The 22,383-nt window shown below is 60.8% G+C and carries 19 protein-coding genes and 2 tRNA genes; 15 read left to right on the top strand and 6 right to left on the bottom strand.

Going from position 1 to position 22,383, the window contains the following annotated elements; all coding sequences use genetic code 11:
* The first annotated feature begins 3 nt into the window (after positions 1 to 3).
* Positions 4 to 1,302 (top strand): deoxyguanosinetriphosphate triphosphohydrolase, encoded by a 1,299-nt coding sequence (locus tag ABH939_RS14730; protein WP_063316214.1) that lies wholly within the window; start codon positions 4 to 6, stop codon positions 1,300 to 1,302.
* 13 nt (positions 1,303 to 1,315) lie between these two features.
* Here ABH939_RS14730 and ABH939_RS14725 read toward each other — a convergent pair whose 3' ends face one another.
* Positions 1,316 to 2,866: a serine/threonine-protein kinase gene (locus ABH939_RS14725; protein WP_404649744.1), complete on the bottom strand. Its 1,551-nt coding sequence runs from the start codon at positions 2,864 to 2,866 to the stop codon at positions 1,316 to 1,318.
* Between the two features lie 72 nt (positions 2,867 to 2,938).
* Here ABH939_RS14725 and dnaG point away from each other — a divergent pair, with 72 nt between their 5' ends.
* Complete coding sequence (dnaG, locus tag ABH939_RS14720) at positions 2,939 to 4,858, top strand: DNA primase (protein WP_404649743.1); 1,920 nt, start codon at positions 2,939 to 2,941, stop codon at positions 4,856 to 4,858.
* Between the two features lies 1 nt (position 4,859).
* On the opposite strand, the gene ABH939_RS14715 is transcribed toward dnaG, so the two are convergent.
* Complete coding sequence (locus ABH939_RS14715) at positions 4,860 to 5,111, bottom strand: hypothetical protein (protein ID WP_003941570.1); 252 nt, start codon at positions 5,109 to 5,111, stop codon at positions 4,860 to 4,862.
* A gap of 136 nt (positions 5,112 to 5,247) precedes the next feature.
* Between ABH939_RS14715 and ABH939_RS14710 the strand changes: the two genes are divergently transcribed.
* Positions 5,248 to 5,320: transfer RNA gene (locus tag ABH939_RS14710), tRNA-Asn, on the top strand.
* Positions 5,321 to 5,392: 72 nt separating this feature from the next.
* Here the strand turns inward: ABH939_RS14710 and ABH939_RS14705 are convergent.
* Together ABH939_RS14705 and ABH939_RS14700 are read right to left on the bottom strand one after the other, a co-directional pair.
* Positions 5,393 to 6,016: an HAD-IA family hydrolase gene (locus ABH939_RS14705; RefSeq protein WP_223304513.1), complete on the bottom strand. Its 624-nt coding sequence runs from the start codon at positions 6,014 to 6,016 to the stop codon at positions 5,393 to 5,395.
* A 132-nt stretch (positions 6,017 to 6,148) separates the two neighbouring features.
* On the bottom strand, positions 6,149 to 6,346 hold the full coding sequence (locus tag ABH939_RS14700; protein WP_223304512.1) for a hypothetical protein: 198 nt from the start codon (positions 6,344 to 6,346) through the stop codon (positions 6,149 to 6,151).
* A 177-nt stretch (positions 6,347 to 6,523) separates the two neighbouring features.
* Between ABH939_RS14700 and ABH939_RS14695 the strand changes: the two genes are divergently transcribed.
* The 3 genes from ABH939_RS14695 (at position 6,524) to ABH939_RS14685 (ending at position 9,164) form a co-directional block, all read left to right on the top strand.
* Positions 6,524 to 6,597, top strand: a tRNA-Ile gene (locus tag ABH939_RS14695).
* Between the two features lie 990 nt (positions 6,598 to 7,587).
* Positions 7,588 to 7,935 carry a hypothetical protein gene (locus ABH939_RS14690; protein WP_075833484.1) on the top strand — a complete coding sequence of 116 codons (348 nt, stop codon included), beginning with the start codon at positions 7,588 to 7,590 and terminating at the stop codon, positions 7,933 to 7,935.
* Positions 7,936 to 8,645: 710 nt separating this feature from the next.
* Entirely contained in the window at positions 8,646 to 9,164 is a 519-nt protein-coding gene (locus ABH939_RS14685) for a DinB family protein (protein ID WP_404649742.1), read from the top strand.
* Here the strand turns inward: ABH939_RS14685 and ABH939_RS14680 are convergent, their stop codons facing one another.
* Both ABH939_RS14680 and ABH939_RS14675 read right to left on the bottom strand, forming a co-directional pair.
* A complete protein-coding gene (locus ABH939_RS14680) occupies positions 9,165 to 10,637 on the bottom strand; it encodes a mannitol dehydrogenase family protein (protein WP_404649741.1) in 1,473 nt (490 codons plus the stop codon).
* A 7-nt stretch (positions 10,638 to 10,644) separates the two neighbouring features.
* A complete protein-coding gene (locus tag ABH939_RS14675) occupies positions 10,645 to 11,655 on the bottom strand; it encodes an NAD(P)-dependent alcohol dehydrogenase (RefSeq protein ID WP_050657017.1) in 1,011 nt (336 codons plus the stop codon).
* Between the two features lie 139 nt (positions 11,656 to 11,794).
* On the opposite strand from ABH939_RS14675, the gene ABH939_RS14670 reads away from it, so the two are divergent.
* The 9 genes from ABH939_RS14670 to ABH939_RS14630 all read left to right on the top strand — a co-directional run bounded on the left by ABH939_RS14670 (position 11,795) and on the right by ABH939_RS14630 (position 22,364).
* Positions 11,795 to 12,793, top strand: a complete 999-nt coding sequence (locus ABH939_RS14670) for a sugar-binding transcriptional regulator (protein ID WP_054827191.1) — start codon at positions 11,795 to 11,797, stop codon at positions 12,791 to 12,793.
* 63 nt (positions 12,794 to 12,856) lie between these two features.
* A complete protein-coding gene (locus ABH939_RS14665; RefSeq protein ID WP_030536581.1) occupies positions 12,857 to 14,209 on the top strand; it encodes a sugar ABC transporter substrate-binding protein in 1,353 nt (450 codons plus the stop codon).
* Positions 14,206 to 15,156: a carbohydrate ABC transporter permease gene (locus ABH939_RS14660; RefSeq protein ID WP_019748978.1), complete on the top strand. Its 951-nt coding sequence runs from the start codon at positions 14,206 to 14,208 to the stop codon at positions 15,154 to 15,156. The genes ABH939_RS14665 and ABH939_RS14660 overlap by 4 nt, the downstream gene beginning before the upstream one ends.
* Positions 15,156 to 16,022 (top strand): carbohydrate ABC transporter permease, encoded by an 867-nt coding sequence (locus tag ABH939_RS14655; protein ID WP_391590825.1) that lies wholly within the window; start codon positions 15,156 to 15,158, stop codon positions 16,020 to 16,022. The genes ABH939_RS14660 and ABH939_RS14655 overlap by 1 nt, the downstream gene beginning before the upstream one ends.
* 27 nt (positions 16,023 to 16,049) lie before the next feature.
* A complete protein-coding gene (locus ABH939_RS14650; protein ID WP_218680241.1) occupies positions 16,050 to 17,144 on the top strand; it encodes an ABC transporter ATP-binding protein in 1,095 nt (364 codons plus the stop codon).
* Between the two features lie 95 nt (positions 17,145 to 17,239).
* Entirely contained in the window at positions 17,240 to 18,157 is a 918-nt protein-coding gene (locus tag ABH939_RS14645) for a carbohydrate kinase (RefSeq protein ID WP_030536579.1), read from the top strand.
* A gap of 95 nt (positions 18,158 to 18,252) precedes the next feature.
* Positions 18,253 to 20,469: an MMPL family transporter gene (locus ABH939_RS14640; RefSeq protein WP_404649740.1), complete on the top strand. Its 2,217-nt coding sequence runs from the start codon at positions 18,253 to 18,255 to the stop codon at positions 20,467 to 20,469.
* A gap of 18 nt (positions 20,470 to 20,487) precedes the next feature.
* Positions 20,488 to 21,693, top strand: coding sequence for a sensor histidine kinase (locus ABH939_RS14635; RefSeq protein WP_003941588.1), 1,206 nt, complete (start codon positions 20,488 to 20,490; stop codon positions 21,691 to 21,693).
* Complete coding sequence (locus ABH939_RS14630) at positions 21,690 to 22,364, top strand: response regulator transcription factor (RefSeq protein ID WP_063316181.1); 675 nt, start codon at positions 21,690 to 21,692, stop codon at positions 22,362 to 22,364. Before ABH939_RS14635 ends, ABH939_RS14630 begins: the two co-directional genes overlap by 4 nt.
* Positions 22,365 to 22,383: the final 19 nt, after the last annotated feature.

The raw sequence follows: 22,383 nt of genomic DNA, 5'->3' as shown, positions 1-22,383 counted from the left end.
ACCATGACAGCTCACACCACCTACGGAGGCGGCACCTACTCCGAACACGACCTCGAACGTCGTGTCGTCGAGGCGCCGAAGCGAGCGGGGTTGGCGGGTTCGCAGATCGCAGCGGCGCAGCATCGTTCGGACTTCTCGCGAGATCGGGCGCGTGTCCAACACTCCGCGGCTTTGCGGCGCTTGGCCGACAAGACCCAGGTTGTCGGCCCGCGCGACGGTGACACACCTCGCACGCGGTTGACGCACTCGATGGAGGTCGCACAGATCGGGCGAGGGATCGCCGACGGACTCGGTTGCGATCCGGACCTGGTGGACCTCGCCGGTCTCGCGCACGACATCGGGCACCCACCGTACGGTCACAACGGCGAGAAGGCCCTCGACGAAGTCGCCAAGGACTGCGGAGGTTTCGAGGGCAATGCGCAGAATCTGCGGATCTTGACCAGCCTCGAACCCAAGATCCTGCGCCCCGACGGTCTGAGCGCAGGCCTCAATCTCACCAGGGCGTCACTCGACGCAGCCATCAAGTATCCCTGGACCCGCCCTGAGCCCGGCGCGAAGTTCGGGGCATACGACGACGACGCAGAGGTGCTCGCCTGGGTTCGCGAGGGAGCGCCCGAGCGACGGCAATGCCTGGAAGCTCAGGTCATGGACTGGGCCGACGACATCGCCTATTCCGTGCACGACGTGGAGGACGGGGTGATCGCAGGCCGGATCGACCTTCGCTCGCTTGCTGATCCGTCCGAGCAGCGCGCACTGGCAGAACTGGGGGCCTCCGAGTTCCGCGGCTTGGTAGTCGACGATCTGATCGAAGCCGCTCAGCGGTTGTCCGAACTCCCCGTCGTACGCGGAGTCGGAAGTTTCGACGGGACGCTGGGAAGTTCCGTCGCGTTGAAGAACCTGACAAGTGAATTGGTGGGACGCTTCGCCACGGCCGCGATCGCCAGCACTCGGCTCACAAACGGCAACCGACCCCTCTCGCGCTATCAAGCCGACCTCGACATACCTGAGGCCGTCGCATCCGAGGTCGCGTTGCTCAAGACCGTGGCGCTCTACTACGTGATGTCCGACGCCGGACACAAAGCGCGTCAGGATCGGCAGCGTGATCGTGTTCATCGCGTCGCGGAATGGCTGCTGGCAACTGCGCCGGCCGGGCTCGATCCGATCCTGCTGCCCGCGTGGGAACGCGCCGCAGACGACGGTGCTCGGGTCCGGGTAGTGGTGGATCAGATCGCGTCGTACACGGAGAGTCGGCTCGAACGGGTGGACAAAGCGAGCCTGGGCGCGCAGGCCAGCTGGGGCTGAGCCACTTACGCCCTCAGCAAGTCATCCGCGTCGACGGGTCGGTAGTGGTATCGAGCCACTTGCCGTAAGCGTCGCCACCTGCTGCGCGAACGTCCTTGCAGATCTTCGACTCGGTGCTCCCGGATTCGCGATACACCGTGTAGATCGCCGTCCCCGAATCGGAGACTTGACGCAGTGACGGGCAGGACTGGTCTGTGCGTAGGTATTTCGAGCCGGGGAACGCGTCGAGGTAGTTCTGAATCTCGCTGGCGTACGTTGCCGGATCGGTGGCATTGGCCAACACCACGATTCCGGTTCCTTTGCATGAGGGGACGGTGATCGGCTTGCTCACCCCGAGATCGCCGTTCTTCGTGGCGGGGTTCGGCGCCCGCGTGGTCGTGGTTGCCTGCTGTCCGGCGGTGGGTAGCGGCTCGAGCATCGGCGTTCTGACCGGATCCTGAATGGGTGCCAGTGCCGACGTGGCGGTGGAAGCTGCTACAGCGGTTGGTGATTCGGGGCCCGAATTCCCCAGCGTCACCCAGGCCGCCGTGCCTCCTGCGGCCAGAACGAGTGCAATTCCAGCCGCACCGATCGCGATCGGTGCTCGGTTTCGCTTGGTCTTTGTCACGATGTGCGTGTAGTTCCCGTGAGCGGGATTCGCCGTGGTGTAGGTGGGCTGCCCGACGATCGTGGGGTGCAATCCGCCGGCGGCACCGGGGGTGTGGGTCGTCGAGAGGGCCTGCCGCGCTTGGAGTGCGAGCGCTCCCGTAGTCGGATAGCGGTGTGCGGGATCCTTTGCCATGCCGCGAGCCACGACGGCGTCAAGGCCTTGCGGGAGCGACGGAACCGCCAGTGTGGGGCGTGGCGGCGGAGCGTTCAGGTGCGAATTGACCAGATGCTCGATGCTTGTGGTGTTGAAAGGTGTTGTTCCGGTGAGTGATTGGTAGAGGACACAAGCCAGGGAATAGACATCCGCTGCGGCCGTCGGCGTTTCGATTCCGAACCGCTCCGGCGCCATGTACGCATAGGAACCGACTGCGCTTCCCTCGGTGGTGATCTTCGTGTCCGTCTGTGAGTATGCGATTCCGAAGTCGACGAGGTAGGCGAAGCCGTTGTTCGTGAGAATGATGTTGTCTGGTTTGACGTCACGATGGATGAGCCCGCGGGCATGGGCGGCGTCCAACGCCGACGCGATTTGCGAGACGATGTCGACGGCTCGTACAGGCGTGAGTCGGCCGAATTCGGTCAACTCGGCTCGCAACGTATGACCTTCGACCAATCGCATGTCGATGAAGAGAACTCCGTCGATCTCGCCCCAGTCGTGCACAGGGATCACGTGCGGTTCGTTCAGGGCGGCGGTGGTGCGAGATTCTCGGCGGAAACGAGCTTGGAATGACGGGTCGGCCGCAAGCTCTCGATGGAGCAACTTGAGAGCGACCAGGCGATCCTTCGAGGTGTCGTACGCCTCGTACACTTCACCCATTCCGCCTCGGCCGAGGAGGCTACGCAACTCGTACACGCCGAATCGGGTTCCTGATCGCCCTTCGTGCGAGCTCGAGGCGTTTTCAGTCATCGTCGGTCCCATCGCTGCGGTGCAGAGTCGGCCATCAACATATCGTTGTCAGGAGGTGCCGGGCGACCGCCTAGACTGATGTACGTGGCGGGCCGAATTTCTGACAGAGACATCGCGGCCATTCGCGAACGCACTCGCATCGAGGACATCGTCGGTGAATACGTTTCACTCAAGCGTGCCGGTGGCGATTCGATCAAAGGTCTGTGTCCCTTTCACGACGAGAAGTCGCCGTCGTTCCACGTGCGACCCAACCACGGCCTCTACCACTGCTTCGGCTGCGGTGAGGGTGGTGACGTGTACTCGTTCCTGCAGAAGATGGATCACATCAGCTTCGTAGAGGCCGTCGAGCAGTTGGCGGATCGACTCAGCTACACGATTTCGTACGAGGGCGGCGGACCGTCCGTTCAGCGCGATCGCGGCACCCGTGCACGCTTGATCGCAGCAAACGCGGCGGCTCAGGAGTTCTACGCCGCTCGTCTGCGCGAACCCGATGCCCAGGCGGCTCGCGACTACCTCACCGAGAGAAACTTCGACGGTGCAGCGGCCCTGCAGTTCGGGTGTGGATACGCGCCAGAAGGTTGGGACACTCTCACAAAACACTTGATGTCCAAAGGTTTCGAGTTCAAAGAACTAGAAGCAGCCGGGCTGTCCAAAGAAGGCCGGCGAGGTCCGATCGACCGGTTCCATCGCCGACTTCTGTGGCCGATCCGCAGCGTCGCCGGTGACGTCATCGGCTTCGGTGCCCGCAAGCTCTTCGACGACGACACCATGCCGGGTAAGTACGTCAACACGCCGGAAACGATTCTCTACAAGAAGTCTCAGGTCCTGTTCGGCTTGGACCTCGCCAAGCGCGACATCGCCAAGGGACACCAGGCGGTAGTCGTCGAGGGTTACACCGACGTCATGGCGATGCATTTGGCCGGCGTCAAGACCGCCGTCGCTTCGTGCGGGACCGCCTTCGGTGAGGAGCACCTTGCGATGCTCCGTCGACTCCTGATGGACGACAGCTACTTTCGCGGTGAAATCATCTACACCTTCGACGGTGATGCCGCGGGGCAGGCCGCTGCGATGAAGGCGTTCGAGGGTGATCAAAAGATGGCCGGGCAGACGTTCGTCGCCGTCGCGCCCGACGGAATGGACCCGTGCGATCTGCGTCTGAAGTCTGGTGATGCCGCCGTTCGCGACCTCGTGGCACGGCGCACTCCGATGTTCGAGTTCGTGGTGAAGTCCATCCTCACCGAACACGATCTGGAGACCGCTGAAGGTCGTGTCGAGGCACTGCGTCGTACCGTGCCCGTCGTTGCGCAGATCAAGGAATCAACTCTGCGCGACAGCTACGCGAATCTGTTGTGCGGATGGGTCGGTTGGGACGATCTTCCGTCAGTTCGACGACGCGTGCGTGACGAAGCTCGCAAACGCGCGTCGACGCGCGGATCGTCACCGGCGCCCAAGCGTCGTCAGGTTGTCGACCAACCTGCTGCCGATGCGCTTGCGCTGCCGATCGGAATCTCCAGGCCCCGGCCCAACGATCCCGCGCTCTCGACGCAGCGAGCTGTCCTCAAGGCCGCATTGCAGCACCCTGGCATCGCCGGCAGTGTCTTCGACTCGTTGCCGCCCGAGACGTTCACCCACCCCGCCTACGTTGTCATCAGACAGGCAATGGCTGACGCCGGTGGAACGAGCAAGGGACTCGGCGGCGCCGAGTGGATCGAAGTCGTCATCAAGGGCGTCGAAGACATGACGGTGGCCTCGGTTGTATCTGAGCTGGCCGTCGAACCGATGCCGTGTGACGAAGACACGGTTCCGCGCTACATCAACGGAGTGCTCGCACGACTGCAGGAAGCGTGGGTGGGCGAGCAGGTTGCCGACCTCAAATCCAAGCTTCAGCGCGTTTCACCTGCTGCGGCCCCCGAGGAGTACAACTCACTGTTCGGCGACCTCGTGGCGCTGGAGCAGTATCGCCGACAGCTGCGTGAGCAGGCTGTCGGCGACCAAAGCGTCTGACCTAACGGTTTTTCTTCAACTGGTCGTGGGGGACCAGAATCGTAGTCTCCTCGTTGATCGGCTTCATCGGCTCGAGCTTGGGCTGAGTACTCAGTGAGTCGGCCAGCTTCTGCCGTGACGCGTCCAACACCTTCTTGGTGGCCGGACTGGTGGCCACCGCCTTCGCGGCCCGGCTGATCTGCTCGTATCGTGCGCGGCCCGCTTTGGTTCCCAGGACGTACCCAGCTGCAACACCGATCAACAAACGCATCATTCCTGCTTCCCTCCAGCACCGATCGTCCTGACTCCATCCTGCCTGATGACTCGCTGGGCAGGCGATTTGGTACTTCGGTGAAGGATTCGCTACAGTTTCTCAGGCAACGCCGGAACGGGCGAAGCGAGCAAGACAATCCCCTGTAGCTCAATTGGCAGAGCTTCCGACTGTTAATCGGACGGTTGCTGGTTCGAGTCCAGCCGGGGGAGCAGTGAAGCCCCTCACCTGAGAAATCGGGTGGGGGGCTTTCTTGTTGTGGTCTGACCTTGTTTTTGTCTGACCTAGTGCGCTCGCAGCAGACCCACCGATCGAAGTGCCGATTCGACGTCTGCCGCCTTGTTTGCTTGTTCGCCGCGAATTCCCAGCCGTCGAGCGCTGAGGACGTTCACCGGGTTGTCGTCGACGAAGAAGGTCTGCTGTGGACGCGCATCGAGCAACTCCAGCGCAGCCAGGAAGGCCGCAGGTTCGGGTTTGGTAGCTCCGAGCATGCAGGAGAAAACATGCTCGTCGATTGCCGATGGAGTTACGACACTCTCGATGGCGGCCAAGAGAACAGGTCCGTTGTCGGAGAGTGTGGCGACCACGACCCCCTCGCTTCGAAGCGCGATTGCGAGATCGATGACCGCGCGGTCCGGGATGAAGGCCTTGGCCCAGGCTCGGCGTAGCTCGTCGCGGTCACCAGGAAACCCGAGTCGTCGAAAGCGTTCCAGGATCGCGGTTTCGGAGTGAATGCCGAGATCGCATTCCTGGTCGAACCCGGACGCGAACACGAGGGCATGAATCTCGTCTTCCGTGACGCCGATGGCCGCAGCCAGTTCTGCGGCGCGACGGTCAGGCTCGAATCGACACAGCACGCCACCCAAGTCGAACAACACGAGTTCAGGTGGTCCGCTGTCGTTCGCCATGTCGCAGAGGATAGGCGGCATCAGCATCAGTGAACGCGAAGCGAAGACGATGGCGACGGAGATACGAAAAGCCCGACGCAATACTCTGCGTCGGGCTTTCGGCGGAACCGTCGAACTGTTCGGCCGGTGCGCTTACTTCGCTGCGCGATCCGAAGGCTCGAACAGTCGGACGATGTGGCTGGGGTTGATGTAGTAGACACCATTCGGAGAATTGAGAACGAGAGTGTCTTCGGTGAAATCGGTGACGGTGCCGTTCAGCTTCGCGCCGTCGGACATGATGATCCGGATCGTGGCCTTCGAGTTCTTGAATTCGGTCAGTGCAAGCTTCATGTGGTGATCCTGTTCCGTGGGGTGTGCACTCCCACGGTATCGGCTCATCGCGCCTGTGCCGACCAACCTTGGAAGACTCGACTCGAAAGAGTGCAACGCGTCACCGCCTGCCCGATTGTGATCCGCGTCGGATGTGCCGGTAACATTCGGATTCGCCGCGATGCATCGCATCCGGATGGGGCGGTAGCTCAGTCGGTTAGAGCCGTGGACTCATAATCCATTGGTCGCGGGTTCGAGCCCCGCCCGCCCCACGTTCAGTTGCCGTGAGCCCGCAGGTCAGACCCAATGACGTTTGTCGAAAGTCATGCTGCCGACGATCGCAACGGCGACAAGTGCGCAGAGTGCAATCAACAGGGCAGTTGCCCACAGGTAGTTGGTGCAGTTGCCCACACGTAGTTGGTATTGAATCGCACGCAACGCGCATGCGGGTACGGCTGAGTTGATCCTTCGTGGCTACACAAGTAAATGTCGTACCGCGATCGTCGATCTCGGACGAGGTGAAAGTCTCGGATCCGGATACCCAATCCTCGACAAGTATCGGGAGCGCAGTGCAATTGGGCGCAACCGAGCGAGCGACGTGCCGGACGTGAAGGAAAAGTAGGTACCTATCCGGGTATTTCAGCGTATGTGCTCGACGTACAGAAGTGTCACGCTTTAGACGTGCCTACCGGTGTAGGTACAAGGCAGTCGAGCCGTCCCCCCCCGCGGCTCGGCTGCACCCAAATGTTGACGCGCTGACCGGCAGCCGACTGTCGGAAACGACTCTACGCAAGGAACGGCAACGATAGTGGGCCCCGCAACTGCGGGGCCCTTTCCCTGTCTGAAAAGCGCTGTCGGACTTGGGTCATCACCATTGAGGACTTCGTGCTCGATCACTGGAAATGAGAGCCAACGAGGGCTGCCTCGCCGTCCTTGTCTGCGTCGGATCCATTTTGCCGAGCTTCGTGAATTGCAGAATCCGCAGCCCGCGAGAGCTCAGTAGTTACCTCGATCGGGTGCAAAACCGGGCAATCGGAACAAAACGCTTGTCGATGCGTTACAACTATTGTTAAAGTGTAACGACGAACTGCAAGTGAACAGCAACTTCAAGGTCTCGCTACCGGAAGCCGATGGGCGCCGGGGGAGATTCGTCTGCTGTCGATGGACGCGACGCCGTTGGGCGGCACGGATAAAGGCTCTGCGAATTGCGCCGGGTCGCACCCCTGATCAACCTGACAGACCAACGTAACGGAGAACATACTGTGACAATCAAGAACTCGATCGGGCCTGGTGTCGAAGCCGGTCATGGAAACAGGCTGTTCGGCAACACTATTCGATCAGCTGAAGGTGAGGAACTGGTCCAGCGGCTGAATGCCATGTTCGAGCGAGCGAACAGCGCAGGTCAGGTGGTGAATCAACGAGAACTCTCGACCGTGCTTTCTGTGCGGAGATCCGAGGGTTCGCCGGTCGACCGGTCGATTCCGGCGCCTGACAGGCTGATGCATGCGATCGAGGGACTCTCGTACGAATCACTTTCGCTGTTGATTTGTGCGGCCGAGCATTTACTGCGTTCGGAAGGGGTACATGTCGACTCGACGCCCTTCACGTGAGGGGCGACGAGACCCGTCGAGGAAATCGAAGTGATCGGTCCGTCGCCGACGAACGAGTATTTTGTCACGAACGGAATGACGTAGTTACGTCGTCGTTTGTAATTCTGTTGTGCGACCGGCGAATCAGGCCTCCGGCGTTGCTCAGTCGCACGATCCCGATTCCGCTGCTTCGAAGGCTTCTTGGTGCGCTCACGCGCCTTAGCGTCGAATCCTCTCCAGTCGTCGTGCGGTCCGCTCATGTCATCGCGGACTCGATCGATCGGCGACGTGGAATCAGTCGGAGTATGTCCAGTTCTTCGGCCGATCCGAGTATCGACCGGCAAATCTTGTCGACGGAGTCAGATGCCGGATACCGGCACCGAAATACGGATCAACATTCACCTCGGGAAGCCGCATGAAGTGAATTGACTAACGCAGTCTGCTGTTGTGGTGTGAACGCTGCCCAGGCGCTGGCGGAACCCACGAGTTCAGGGACATCGTTCCATCCAGGGCTCTGTAGCCGGGCCAACGCCGCCTCGACCGTCCCGAAAACTTCGAGGTACGCATGTGCGTAGTCGCATGTGAAGGCGAGTTCGTGTGGTTCGGCGTCGCCCCCGTCCCCGCCACACGAAGTAAGCATCAGCACGAATGGAATCGCAATACCGACCATGATGCGCTTCATCGGCCAATCGAAGCAGACCGACTCCGCTCCCGCGGACTATTCTCGATGCATGCCGATCACCCCGGATACAAAGAACTGGACCTGGGTCCTCGAACGCCCTTGCGGCGAGTGTGGGTTCGATTCATCCACCGTCGCATTCACGGACGTTCCCGATCTCGTGCGTGCCAACGCCGCATCCTGGGCTGCAGTGCTCGAACACGAGAACGTGACGGTGCGGCCAGACAGCGACACATGGTCAGCGCTGGAGTATTCCGCCCACGTACGCGACGTGTTCCGGATCTTCAAGGTGCGGTTGGAACAGATGCTCGAATTCGACGATCCGCGATTCGAGAACTGGGATCAGGACGCAACAGCCGAGGCCGAGCGGTACAACGACCAAGATCCGGCAACGGTGGCATCGGAATTGTCCGACGCCGCGGCGGAGGTCGCGAATGCCTTCGAAACCGTGCCAGAGGGTAGCCGCCATCGACGGGGTCTCCGCAGTGACGGATCGGCGTTCACCGTCGAATCGTTGGCGGCCTACTTCATTCACGATCCGATCCATCACCTGCACGACGTCTCGGTGTAGTCAGAGCCCGCGCACCTCCTCGAGGGTTCTTCTGGCTCCGACGGAGTGCAATGAGTCGAGGGTCTTTCGGAAGCTTGCGACAAATCGGCGATCGTCCACGAGATCGCCGAACACTTGTCGGTACCCGATGAAGGCCAACGGGTCGCTCGACTGTTTCTGGGCGAGCGGCACCAGAGTGTCCGACAGCTGATCGACGACGGTGATGGGATCTCCGTTATCGTCTGTGCCCTCGGCGTAGCGGGCCCAACTGGCGACAATTGCGGTGGACAGGTTGATCGACCCACCGGTGTCGAGTTGGGTCCGGATGACGGGCAACAGCCACTTGGGAATTCGATCGGACGACTCGGCGCACAGACGTGCAATCGTGTCGCGGATCTGGGGGTTCGAGAATCGTTCGATGAGGGTCTTCTTGTACTGATCCAGGTCGACGCCGGGTACCGGGTCAAGGGTCGGCGTCGCTTCGAGATTCATGTAGTCGAGCAGGAACCCCGACAAGAGTTCGTCCTGGCATGCCTCGTGGACCAGGCGGTATCCGGCAAGGTAGCCGAAGTAAGCGATGCCTTGATGGCCGGCATTGAGAAGGCGCAGTTTCATCAGTTCGTACGGGCGAACATCCGGCACGAGATTGACGCCGGCATTCTCCAGAGGTGGCCTGCCTGAGGTGAACTCGTCCTCGAGGAACCACGCGGTGAACGGCTCAGCCGCGACCGGCCACTGATCTTCCACGCCAAACGTCTCGGCGATCTCGGTGGTCACCTCGGCTGTCGTGACGGGTGTGATCCGGTCGACCATGGAGTTGGGGAAGGCGCCGTTCTCGTCGATCCATTCCGCAAGTTCGGGATCTTTCAGAGCGGCGAAGGCTTCGACAGCCGTCTTGGCGACCGATCCGTTGCCTTCGATGTTGTCGCAACTCATGATCGTGAACGGGGCGAGGCCCCGGTCGCGACGGAGTGCGAGTGCCGCACAAATCAGACCGAAGGTGGTGCGGGGGAGTGTTCCCGGCTCGAGATCGTGCATTACATCGGGATCGGACGCGTCGAACTCACCCGTAGTGTGCGAGATGTTGTATCCGCCCTCGGTGATGGTGAGAGATACGATTTTCGTCGATTCGGATGCCATCTTTTCGATCACCGCCTCCGGATCCTCCGGAGCGAACAGGTACTCGACGATCGACCCGATGACCCGGGCCTCGAGGGTTCCGTCGGAATGCTTGAGCGCCAGCGTGTAGAGGCCGTCCTGCGCGCGGAGTGCGTCTTTCATTCGCTTGTCCGACGGCATCACTCCCACTCCGCAGATTCCCCAGTCGAAGCCCTCACCGCGTCGCAGGAGAGCATCGATGTACATGGCCTGGTGTGCACGGTGAAAGCCTCCGACACCGAAATGCACTATGCCGGTAGTAACTTTGCTCCGGTCGTAGGTCGGCACTTCGAGTGCAGCATCGAAGTCGAGCAGGGTCTTCGTATTGAGTTCCATGAAAGTACTAGTCTCCTTCGGCGACAATGACTACGGCTTTGATGCTGCCGGGAATGCGATCGGCCACCAGGGCCTCTTGCGACTGTTCGAGTGAAAAGCGTGCTGTGACCATCGAGTCCAGATCGACGCGCCCGGCAGCGACCAGTGCGGCGGCGATCGGCCACGTGTTGGCGTATCGGAACACTCCGGTGAGCATCAGTTCGCGATTCTGAATGATCGGGACCGGCAACGGTATCTCGTCGGCACCCATTCCGACCAGAACGACGGTTCCAGCGGGCCGAACTGCGTGAATCCCGTCGATCACTGCGGCCGTGGCACCCGACGCGTCGATGAATGCGTCGACGGCCAGCGAGCGTACGTCGCTTACATGGGGATCAACGACGGTTGTTGCGCCGAATTTCAGTGCCACATCACGCCGGGCCGCGTCGATGTCCGAGACGATGACTTCCGTCGCGCCGAATGCCTTGGCCACCTGCGTCGTCACGATTCCTACCGGGCCGGCGCCGGCGATCAACACCCGAGAGCCGGCAGTGATCCCCGCCTTCTGGGCTGAGGCGATCCCTACGGAAAGTGGCTCGAACAGCGCAGCTGCCTCGTAGGACACGGAATCTGCGATGGGATGGGCGAAGTCGGCACCGATCGTGACGTAGTCGGTCAGCGCACCGTCGATCGGCGGCGTCGCGAAGAACTCCATATGAGGGCAGAGGTTGTATCTGCCTGCCTTGGATTCGGGACTTGTCGGATCGGGCTTCTGAGGCTCGATGGAGACACGCTGCCCGATGCGTCTTGGGTCGACGCCGTCACCGACCGCAGCGATGCGTCCCGATGCTTCGTGTCCGAGAACGAGCGGTGAGTTGACTACGTAAGGGCCGATGCGACCTTCGTGAAAGTAGTGCGCGTCCGACCCGCACACGCCCACGGCATGGATGCGAACGAGGACTTCACCCGCCTTCGGGGACGGTCGTGGTCTCTCGACCATCTGCATCTTTCCGGTCTCGACGAGGACATTTGCCCGAATTGTCGCAGGTAGATCGACGGATTCTCCGGAAACTGTTGTGTGGGTCACAACGTAGATGTTAGCTTAATGAGCATAAGAACATCTAGTGAGCATCTGCTCACGATCAAGAAACTTTGAACCTGATGCACAAGGAGACCGCGTGAACCAGTCGGCTCAGCCCACAGGACTCAAGACGTCGAAGTTGCCCGCTTCCGAAGATGTGCGGCTCGCCTTGCGGGCAGCGACCATGTATCACCTCGAAGGTGCCACTCAGGCGGAGATTGCAGCGAAGTTGGGCGTCTCGCGGCCGACAGCCGGGCGACTGTTGGCCAGGGCGCGGACGCAAGGTTTGGTCAGGGTCGAGATTTTGGTACCGCCGGAGCTCGAAGGTTCGGTGAACACGGAGTTGGAATCGAAGCTGGAGAAGCACTTCGGGTTGGCCGAAGTGTTGATCGTCCCCGAAGCGATTTCGGATGCGGACGACCCGGACTTCGACGCACTCGGTCGAAGAGCAGCGGAAGTTCTGGTTCGTCGTCTGCAGCCGTCGAGCGTTCTCGGGTTTACCTGGGGTCCGGAAACCGTTGCGGTAGCAGGATCTTTGCCAGACAAGGCCGCGAAGTGCTCGGCTGTGGTACAACTTGACGGCTCCATGACGGTGACCGACTACCAAACCGGTGTCGACTTCACCATCGGCCGATGTGCACAACAGTTGCAGGCCAATCCTATTCGTCTCAACGCTCCGCTGTATGCCGACCCGGCGACTGTGGAGTCGATGCGAAACGACTCGGTGATCTCGAAGGCGCTGCAAGCCGGAACTGATTCCGACATCATGGTTTTCGGAGTTGGTGCCGTCTCGACTGCCACGACCTTGTTTGCCGGTAGCTTCGTCGACTCGACCATGCTGGACGAGTTGGAAAGTCGAGGCGCTGTCGGTGAAATCGGCGGCCGTTTCTACACGATCGACGGCAATCCAGTGGAGGGGCCACTGCCTGAGCGAACGGTCTCCGTATCGCTCGACGCAGTGAAATCCTGCGATCAGACGATTCTGATTTCGGGGGGAACACACAAACGCCAGGCCGTTCTGGGCGCATTGCGCGGAGGTTTGGCAAACGTACTCGTCACCGACGTCGAGTGCGCCCAGTGGCTGCTCGAAGGCTAGCGATCTCACGAGCTTCGCGGTCCGAGCGCGCGACTGACACGCAAGTGTGAAGGAAGGTAATCCGTGAAAACAGGAAGACGAGTGTGGGGCGCTGCCGCGGCGGCGCTCTGCCTCCTGGTGTCGGGATGTGCGGGCGCTGGTGCGCTCGGTGGTTCCGGCGAACGAACAGTCACCATCGCGATGGTGTCGAACTCGCAGATGCAGGACGCCATCAAACTGGCGCCGGCTTTCGAAGCCGAGAACCCTGGCATCGACCTCAAATTCGTCAGCCTTTCCGAGAACCAGGCGCGCGCCAAGATCACAGCGTCGACGGCAACCGGCGGCGGTGAGTTCGACGTCGTGATGATCAGCAACTACGAGACACCTCAGTGGGCCGCGAACGGTTGGCTCACGAACCTGTCCGACTATGCAGACACGACGCCCGGTTACGACGAGGACGACTTCGTACCGTCGATCAAGACTTCTCTGTCGTACGAGGACAGTATGTACGCGGTCCCCTTCTACGGGGAGTCGTCGTTCCTGATGTACCGCAAGGATCTGTTCGATCAGGCGGGGATTACAGTTCCCGAAGACCCGACGTGGCAAGAAGTTGCAGGTTGGGCAGCACAGTTCGACAACCCGGACGCCAAGATGGCGGGAATCTGCTTGCGCGGAAAGCCTGGCTGGGGTGAGGTACTCGCACCGCTGAACACCGTGATCAACACCTTCGGTGGACGCTGGTACGACGAGAATTGGAATGCGCAGCTGACCAGTCCGCAGGTCGAGGATGCGGTTCAGTTCTACGTGGACACTGTCAAGGAGCACGGTCAGCCGGGTCCTGCCACAAGCGGATTCGGTGAATGTGCAACACAATTCGCGCAAGGCAACACGGCGATGTGGTACGACGCGACGTCGGCTGTGTCGGTTCTCGAGGACCCTGCGTCGTCGAAGGTAGTCGGCAACATCGGATATGCGAAGGCCCCGAAGGTCGAGAAGTCCGATCCTGGTTGGCTCTACACGTGGGCGCTCGGAATCCCGGAGTCGGCAAAGAACAAAGATGATGCCTGGAAGTTCATTTCCTGGATGACGAACAAGGACTACATCCAGAAGGTCGGAACCGAACTCGGCTGGTCGAGAGTTCCTCCGGGAAGTCGCCTATCGACCTACGAGATTCCGGAATATCAAGAGGCCGCACAGGCATTCGGTCCGATCACCCTCGAATCGATCAACAATGCAGATCCGAAAAACCCTACAGTGCAACCGGTTCCGTACACCGGCGTCCAGTTCCTCACCATCCCTGAGTTTCAGGACCTGGGCACTCGCGTCAGCCAGCAGATCAGTGCGGCCATCGCGGGTCAGAAGAGCGTGAAAGAAGCACTCGAACAATCCCAGCAGTATGCCGAGGTGGTCGGCAAGACCTATCAGGAGAACCGATGACTACGGTTGCCGAGCCCAGAACTACGGTGGACGACGCGCCACCGGTCCGTGTCGAAAAGAAGATCTCCCGCGCCGAGGGTTGGCGTCGTAGAGGTCCCCTGTTGCCGGCGTTGATCTTTTCGATCGTCGTCACCCAGATTCCGTTTCTGTTCACCCTCTACTACTCGACGCAGTCGTGGAACCTAGTCCGGCCGGGATCGCGGCACTTCAACGGGTTCGACAACTACATCGAGGTTTTCAAGGACAGTCAGTTTCGGGAAGTCGCGGTCAACACGGTCATCATGATCGTGGGGACGGTCATCGTTTCGGTGATCCTCGGACTCGCGTTGGCACTGCTACTCGACAGAGCCTTCCTCGGTCGCGGGATCGTGCGGACACTGCTGATCACGCCGTTTCTCATCACCCCCGTCGCTGGCGCATTGCTCTGGAAGACAACAATGTTCGACCCGGTGTTCGGTATCGTGAACTTCGTCCTCCAGCCTTTCGGTGTCGGCCAGGTCGACTGGGTCAGCAAGTTTCCGCTCGCCGCCGTCATGATCAATCTGATCTGGCAGTGGACGCCTTTCATGATGCTGCTCATTCTGGCCGGCTTGCAGTCCATGCCCCGAGACATCCTCGAAGCCGCACGGGTGGACGGAGCCAAGCCGTTTGCGATGTTCCGCGAACTGACACTGCCGCACCTGCGCCGTTTCATCGAACTCGGTGCAGTTCTGGGTGCGATCTACCTCGTGAACACCTTTGACGCGGTGTACATGATGACGTCGGGCGGGCCAGGCGTGGCCAGTTCGAACCTGCCGTTCTACATCTACCAGCGCGCGTTCCTCGGCTTCGACGTAGGTCAAGCTGCGGCGATGGGTGTCGTGACAGTGATCGCGACCATCATCGTGTCGACACTTGCGCTCCGATTGATCTTCAAGAGCTTCACCGGCAACGAGGAGGCGGCGTGATGACTGCCGTAGAGACGACAAGCGTGACGACCGACAAACCCGTCGTCAAGAAAAAGAAGAGCAGTAACTTCAGTCCGTGGTCGGTCGTGGCGTGGATCGCCGCTCTGGGATTCTTCTTCCCGGTCTTCTGGATGGTCCTGACCGCATTCAAGACCGAGGCAGACGCCTACACGGATCCGCCGAAGTTGTTCTTCACCCCGACGCTCGAGCAGTTTCGTGCCGTTCTCGATTCCGGTCTCGGCACGACGCTGGCGAACTCGGCATTTGCCACAGGAATGTCGACGATTCTTGTTCTGCTACTGGGTGTTCCGGCGGCTTTTGCGCTCTCGCTTCGCCCGGTGAAGAAGACTCAGGATGTGCTGTTCTTCTTCATCAGTACCAAGATGCTCCCAGTCGTCGCTGCAATCGTGCCGCTGTACGTGATCGTCAACGACATCGGATTGCTCGACAATATCTGGGCGCTGGTCATCTTGTACACATCGATGAATCTGCCGATCGCAGTGTGGATGATGCGTTCGTTCTTTCTCGAAGTCCCCGGCGAACTTCTCGAAGCTGCCAGCATGGACGGCGCGAGTTTGTGGACCTCGGTTCGCGAGGTGATCCTCCCGCTGATCTCGCCCGGAATTGCTGCGACTGCGCTGATCTGCGTGATCTTCTCGTGGAACGAATTCTTCTTCGCAGTCAACCTGACAGCTGTTCAAGCGCAGACGATTCCGGTCTTCCTGGTCGGGTTCATCACCGGCGAGGGACTGTACTGGGCTCGGCTCTCCGCGGCAGCGACCATGGCGGCATTGCCCGTCATCCTGGCCGGTTGGTTCGCCCAGAACAAACTGGTGCGCGGCCTGTCCTTCGGTGCAATCAAATAATTCTCCTCACCCTCTCAGGAGTTCGTCATGGCTGAAATCTCTTACCAGAAAGCGTCTTGCATCTACGAAGGTGCTGGGACCCTCGCTGTAGATTCACTCGATCTTGACATCAAGGACGGGGAGTTCATCGTGCTCGTCGGTCCGTCAGGTTCCGGAAAGTCCACGGCCCTGCGCATGTTGGCAGGGCTCGAGGACATCGATTCCGGTGCGATCACCATCAACGGCAAGGACATGACCGATGTCCCGTCGAAGGATCGCGACATCGCAATGGTCTTCCAGAATTACGCGCTGTACCCCAATAAAACCGTCGGCGAAAATATGGGGTTCGCGTTGAAGATGCGCGGTGTGCCCGTCGAGGAGCGTAAGAAGAAAGTGGCCGAAGCGGCCAAACTGCTTGACCTGACTGACTATCTCGACCGCAAACCGGCCAAGCTTTCCGGTGGTCAACGGCAGCGAGTTGCCATGGGCCGAGCTATCGTTCGTGAACCGCAAGTGTTCTGCATGGACGAGCCGCTCTCCAACCTCGACGCAAAGCTACGCGTCCAGACCCGCACGCAGATCGCGGCGTTGCAGCGTCGTCTCGGAACCACCACCGTCTACGTCACGCACGATCAGGTGGAAGCGATGACGATGGGTGATCGCGTGGCAGTGCTCAAGGGCGGCAAGTTGCAACAATTCGCTTCTCCGACCGAACTTTACGATCGGCCGGCCAATGCGTTTGTTGCCGGTTTCATCGGATCTCCAGGTATGAACTTGGTAACGGCGCCGGTCAGTTCGGGTGGGGTGCGTTTCGGTGACGTCGAGGTTCCGCTGGACCGCGAGCAGATGGCGGCAATCGCCGCGGCCGGTCTGGCTTCGGTCACAGTGGGAATTCGGCCCGAGCAATTCCAGGTGGTTGCTGCCGGAGACGGAATCGCAGCTCAGATCGACCTGGTAGAGGAACTGGGCAACGAGTCGTACATCTACGCGCACGTACCTGGCACGGAATCCGATCCGATTTCGCTCGTCGCACGCACCGGCGGGCGATCGAAGCTGCAGTACGGCCAGACGCTGGGCTTCGAGCGGGTGGACGGCCTCGTTCACCTCTTCGACCCGGCTACGGGCGAGCGTGTGGGTAGCTGAATCCCATCGCATTCGTGACCTGCTCGGCACCCGAACTCGTTCGTGCCGAGCAGGTCACATCCATCTTCGACTGGTGAGAAGGTTAGGGTCTACCGATGAGTGATACACGCGAACGATCCGTCGTGGTGTGTGGTGAGGGACTGGTTGATCTGGTTCCGGTGGGGGAGAACTTCTCGCCCAAGTTGGGCGGTGGACCGTTCAACGTTGCGGTTGCATTGGGCCGACTCGGATCCGACGTGGGATTCGTCTCTCGCTTGTCCACCGACGCCTTCGGAGATCGGATGATCGACTCGCTGGCCGCGTCCAATGTCGACACAACCGGAGTCGAACGTGGGCCCGAGCCGACAACTCTGGCCGTCGTGAACCTTGCAGCGGACGGTGGTGCGCGGTATTCCTTCTACCTCGAGGGAACGGCAGATCGACAGTTCGCGCTGCCGAAACTTCCCTCTGCCCGGGCATTCTCGTTCGGAACGCTGTCGCTGGTGCTCGAGCCCGGGGCCTCTGCCTACGAAGCTTTGCTGCACGAAGCCCACGCCCGCGGTCGACTCACCATGGTCGACCCCAACATTCGTCCGGCGGTGATCTCCGACCCGGACGCGTATCGACGACGGTTTCGTTCGTGGTTGCCCGCCATCGATATTCTCAAAGTGAGCGACGACGACGCGAAGTGGTTGGGTTCGGTCGACGGCGCCGAGTGGCTCCACGAAGGCGTCGGCGCCGTCCTGCTCACCCGTGGTGGTGACGGGTTGCGGTTGATCACCGAGGAACTCGATGTTTCGGTGCCGGCGCCCGCGGTCGACGTCGCGGACACGATCGGTGCGGGCGATACCGTTCACGGAGCCCTGTTGGCCTACCTTGATCGTCACGACGCACTCGACGTCGCTGTTGTGCGTGCGTTCACCGAGGCAGATTGGTCGGCCGCGTTGACCTTTGCCGCACGCGCGGCAGCCGTCACCGTGTCACGTCCCGGGGCGGATCCGCCGTGGTCAAGGGAGTTGGGCCGGCCCGTCTAGCACTGGGGACCACCGCCCTACTGCGAGCGCAGTACGTCGAACTGCCTACCTGTGCACGATGTGCGACGGGGTCGTGTATCGGCACAGTGACACGCATGTCGATATTCCTGTACAAACTCTCGCGACTCGCGTTTCGGCGCCGTTGGGCAATGGTGGGCTTCTGGGTCGTCCTGCTGGTGGCGGGCGGAGTAGGCGCAGCAACGCTGTCCGGTCCGACCGTCAATACGTTGTCGATTCCGGGCACCGAATCACAAGCGGCGCAAGATCTTCTGGCTGAAAGATTTCCGCAGTCGTCCACCGATGGAGCCAGTGCTCGCATCGTCTTCGAATCTCCGGCGGGCACGACGCTCACCGATCCGGCGATTCGACAATCCGTCAGTGACTTGGTCTCTGCGCTCGGGAAGGACCCCGAGGTTGCAGCGGTATCGGATCCATATGCCTCCGGCGGAGTGTCGCCGACTGGGACGATCGGATACATGCAGGTCTCCTATACCGCCGACTCGATCGACTTGCCGGACAGCTCGAAAGAACTGCTCGAGTCCGCCGTTCACGACGCTGCGGGTTCGGGACTGGCGATCGATGTCGCCGGCAACGTGCTGATGGAAAGCAGCGCCGAATCGATGGGCGAAGTGATCGGCGTCGCGATCGCCGCTGTGGTCCTGACGGTCACTTTCGGTTCGTTGGTGGCAGCAGGGCTTCCCTTGATCAGCGCGTTGATCGGCATCGGCATCGCGATCTGCACGATCACTATCGCAACTGGTTTCATCGAATTAGGTTCGAGCACAACCGTCCTGGCAATGATGCTGGGGCTCGCCGTGGCGATCGACTATTCGCTCTTCATCGTCTCGCGCTACCGCTCCGAACTACGTGACGGACATGATCCAGAAATTGCTGCGGGCCGCGCAGCGGGGACTGCGGGTTCGGCCGTAGTGTTCGCGGGGTTGACGGTGCTCATCGCATTGGCAGGACTGTTCGTCGTGAACATCCCGTTCCTGACGAGCATGGGTCTGGCTGCAGCATTCGCAGTTGCTGTTGCAGTGGTGATTTCACTGACGCTGCTGCCCGCCACACTCGGATTTGCAGGGTCGCGCGTCATGAGTCGGTCTGATCGTCGACTGCTGGCGTCCGGCGGTGAACTGACACACCGGAAACAGTCGGAGGGGGCGGGCTCGCGATGGGCCAAGTTCGTGATCCGGCGTCGAGTTCCGGTTTTGCTCGCGTCAGTCCTCGGGCTGGGATTGCTGGCGATCCCCACCTTCGGAATCAACCTGAGTTTGGCGAGCCCACCAGTGCCCGACACAACTGCCGCCAGGGCTACCGACCGACTATCCGAGGGGTTCGGTGCCGGGTTCAGCGGCCCGCTCATGGTGGTCGTCGACGTTGCCGACGCCGCAGATCCGGCAGCGGCATTGAGCGGCGCCCAGGAAAAGCTCGGTGCTCTGCCCGACGTAGCGGCAGTGACGCCGCCAGCACTCAATCAGGCCGGCGATACAGCAGTCATCACGGTGGTTCCCTCGAGCGGCCCCGAAACCGAGGCAACAAAGGCGCTCGTCGCAGATATACGTGAGGTCGCCGGATCACTGACCGACGAGACCGGGGCCACGATGTCGGTCACCGGTCAGACAGCGTTGACGATCGACGTCTCGGACCGCCTGGCTGATGCCCTCGTTCCCTACCTCGCATTGGTCGTCGGCCTCGCCTTCATTCTTTTGATGCTGGTGTTCCGCTCGATCTTGGTACCGCTCAAGGCAACTCTCGGATTTCTGCTCTCGATCGGTGCGACGTTCGGTGTGCTGGTCGCAATCTTCCAGTGGGGTTGGTTCGCAGGCATTCTCGGAATCGAAGGTCAAACCGGATCAGTTGTGGCGATGTTGCCCATCTTCATGATCGGCATCGTCTTCGGGTTGGCGATGGACTACCAGGTGTTCCTGGTGACCAGAATGCGTGAAGCGTTCGTCCACGGTGACGGACCGGATGAAGCAGTCGTGAAGGGCTTCGACCAGGGCGCGCGAGTCGTCACGGCCGCGGCGCTGATCATGATCGCCGTTTTCGCGGGCTTCATCTTCGGCGGCGACGCCTTCATCATGCAGATTGGACTCGGACTCTCGTTCGCGGTTCTGTTCGACGCCTTCGTGATTCGTATGACCGTCGTACCGGCCGTCATGTCCCTGTTGGGCTCGAAGGCATGGTGGTTCCCCTCATGGCTGGACCGGTTGGTCCCGAACGTCGATGTCGAGGGGGAGCAGTTGACTGCGCTGCTCGCAGATTCGAAGGATTCCACTGAGCCCGCGAACGACAAGTTGTCGGTGTGACCCGGATACGGTAGATCGATGACCTCGACTTCGACGTGGGGTCGATGGTGTGCGGAACACCCGCGCACCATCGACCTGGCACTGACCATCCTCGTGCTCCTTGCCACGTGGACGGCGCACCGCATCGCGCTCGACGGCAATGAGACCCGCGAGGTCACGGTTGTGGGAGTTGTCGTGACAGCTATTGCAGCCGCAACCATCGTGTTCCGAAGGCGCTATCCGTTCTCGGCACTCGCGGTGGCAGTGCTTCTCGGCGTTTTGATGATTGCACTGTCAGCGCCGCCGAATGCCGGCACAGGTTCGGCGGCGATGGTATGCCTCTATTACATTGCCAGCACGAGTGACCGCCGGAAGACCTTTTTCGCAGCGGCAATCACAGTCGGATCGCTGATGCTTGTCACGATTTTCCTCGGAGTAGGAAACAACCTCCTACAGGAAGCGCTGGGGTTGTTGTCTTGGTTGCTGATGGCGAGCTTCGCCGGCGCTGAGGTCCGTTCTCGCCGTGCATATCTGGAGTCCGTCGAAGAGCGTGCGGTGCAAGCGGAAAGGATGCGCGAGGACGAGGCTCGACACCGGGTCGTCGAAGAAAGGATGCGGATAGCGCGAGACCTGCACGACGTCGTCGCGCACCACATTGCATTGGTCAATCTGCAAGTTGGGGTCGCGTCGCACCTGATCGGGAAAGACCCGGAGAAAGCGACGACTGCACTACGCGGAGTGGAAGAAACATCCAAGGCCGCACTGGACGAGATTCGGGCCACCGTTGGTGTCCTCCGTGATGCGCAGGACGGCGATCGCTCGATGAAGCCGGCTCCGGGGCTTTCGGATCTACCGGCACTGGTGGATCAATTCGTCAGTGCAGGAATGGAAATCGAGGTGCGCACTGTGGGTTCTGTGCGCCCACTCGGACCCGCAGTAGATCTCACGGCGTATCGAATTATCCAGGAGGCACTCGTGAATGCGAGCAAGCATGCGCTGCCAGGAGCCGTCACCGTGTCGTTGTCGTACGAAGCTGAGGTTCTGGTGCTGACAGTCGAAAACTCCGGAACAGCAGTGCCTTCGACGTCGCCACCCGGGTACGGTCTGCTCGGAATGAAAGAGAGGGCTCAGGCAATGGGAGGCGAAGTGTCAGCAGGATTCCGCGCGGACGGGGGATTTCGTGTGGACGCGCAACTTCCGCTTGTGCCAGTGTCGAGCGGTTCTCTGCGTGGGGAATCGCTGTGACTGTTCGGGTGGTAGTGGCGGACGATCAGGCGCTCTTTCGGCAAACGCTTGCACTGCTCATCGGTTCTGAAGACGACATGGAGGTGGTCGCCGAGGCGGCGGACGGAGAGCAGGCATTCCAGGCAGCGCTCGAACACCGACCTGACGTTGTACTCATGGATATTCGAATGCCGGGCACCAGCGGTGTCGAAGCAACCGCCATGATCGCCGATCATCCGGATTTGTCCGACGTACACGTGTTGATCCTGACGACATTCGAGGTGGATGAGCATGTGGCACAGGCGATCCGGGCGGGTGCCAGCGGCTTTATCGGCAAAGGGATCCGGGCTGAAGATCTGCTGGATGCTGTTCGGACGGTCGCAGGTGGCAACTCGTTGTTGTCGCCGATTGCGACCAGTGCGTTGATTACTCGATTCCTTTCCATCCCGTCGCGGGCAGACTCGACTTCTGGGATCTTCGGTCAATTGACGCCGCGTGAACTCGAGGTGGTAGCTCTCGTTGCTATGGGGATGTCCAACGACGAGATCGCCGCGGAGTTGGTGATCAGCGCTGTCACGGCAAAAACACACGTGAACCGGGCGATGGCAAAACTTGATGTCCGTGACCGCGCACAGTTGGTGGTTCTGGCCTATCAATGCGGTCTGGTGGTTCCGGGACGCTCGGTGGATTGATTCGATAAACCCTCTTGAC

The organism is Rhodococcus sp. 27YEA6 (assembly GCF_044908235.1).
GTDB lineage: Bacteria > Actinomycetota > Actinomycetes > Mycobacteriales > Mycobacteriaceae > Rhodococcus_F > Rhodococcus_F qingshengii.
Note: the sequence above shows the minus strand (reverse complement) of the source record. Positions and strands in the feature narration are given on the sequence as shown.

What these genes read in the sequence shown, in the direction of transcription:
- ABH939_RS14635 (WP_003941588.1), top strand. Translation starts at nt 20,488, where the DNA reads ATGACCTCGACTTCGACGTGGGGTCGATGGTGTGCGGAACACCCGCGC.
- ABH939_RS14730 (WP_063316214.1), top strand. Translation starts at nt 4, where the DNA reads ATGACAGCTCACACCACCTACGGAGGCGGCACCTACTCCGAACACGAC.
- ABH939_RS14685 (WP_404649742.1), top strand. Translation starts at nt 8,646, where the DNA reads ATGCCGATCACCCCGGATACAAAGAACTGGACCTGGGTCCTCGAACGC.
- ABH939_RS14645 (WP_030536579.1), top strand. Translation starts at nt 17,240, where the DNA reads ATGAGTGATACACGCGAACGATCCGTCGTGGTGTGTGGTGAGGGACTG.
- ABH939_RS14705 (WP_223304513.1), bottom strand. Translation starts at nt 6,016, where the DNA reads ATGGCGAACGACAGCGGACCACCTGAACTCGTGTTGTTCGACTTGGGT.
- ABH939_RS14725 (WP_404649744.1), bottom strand. Translation starts at nt 2,866, where the DNA reads ATGGGACCGACGATGACTGAAAACGCCTCGAGCTCGCACGAAGGGCGA.
- ABH939_RS14680 (WP_404649741.1), bottom strand. Translation starts at nt 10,637, where the DNA reads ATGGAACTCAATACGAAGACCCTGCTCGACTTCGATGCTGCACTCGAA.
- ABH939_RS14650 (WP_218680241.1), top strand. Translation starts at nt 16,050, where the DNA reads ATGGCTGAAATCTCTTACCAGAAAGCGTCTTGCATCTACGAAGGTGCT.
- ABH939_RS14715 (WP_003941570.1), bottom strand. Translation starts at nt 5,111, where the DNA reads ATGATGCGTTTGTTGATCGGTGTTGCAGCTGGGTACGTCCTGGGAACC.
- ABH939_RS14700 (WP_223304512.1), bottom strand. Translation starts at nt 6,346, where the DNA reads ATGAAGCTTGCACTGACCGAATTCAAGAACTCGAAGGCCACGATCCGG.
- ABH939_RS14655 (WP_391590825.1), top strand. Translation starts at nt 15,156, where the DNA reads ATGACTGCCGTAGAGACGACAAGCGTGACGACCGACAAACCCGTCGTC.
- ABH939_RS14660 (WP_019748978.1), top strand. Translation starts at nt 14,206, where the DNA reads ATGACTACGGTTGCCGAGCCCAGAACTACGGTGGACGACGCGCCACCG.
- ABH939_RS14640 (WP_404649740.1), top strand. Translation starts at nt 18,253, where the DNA reads ATGTCGATATTCCTGTACAAACTCTCGCGACTCGCGTTTCGGCGCCGT.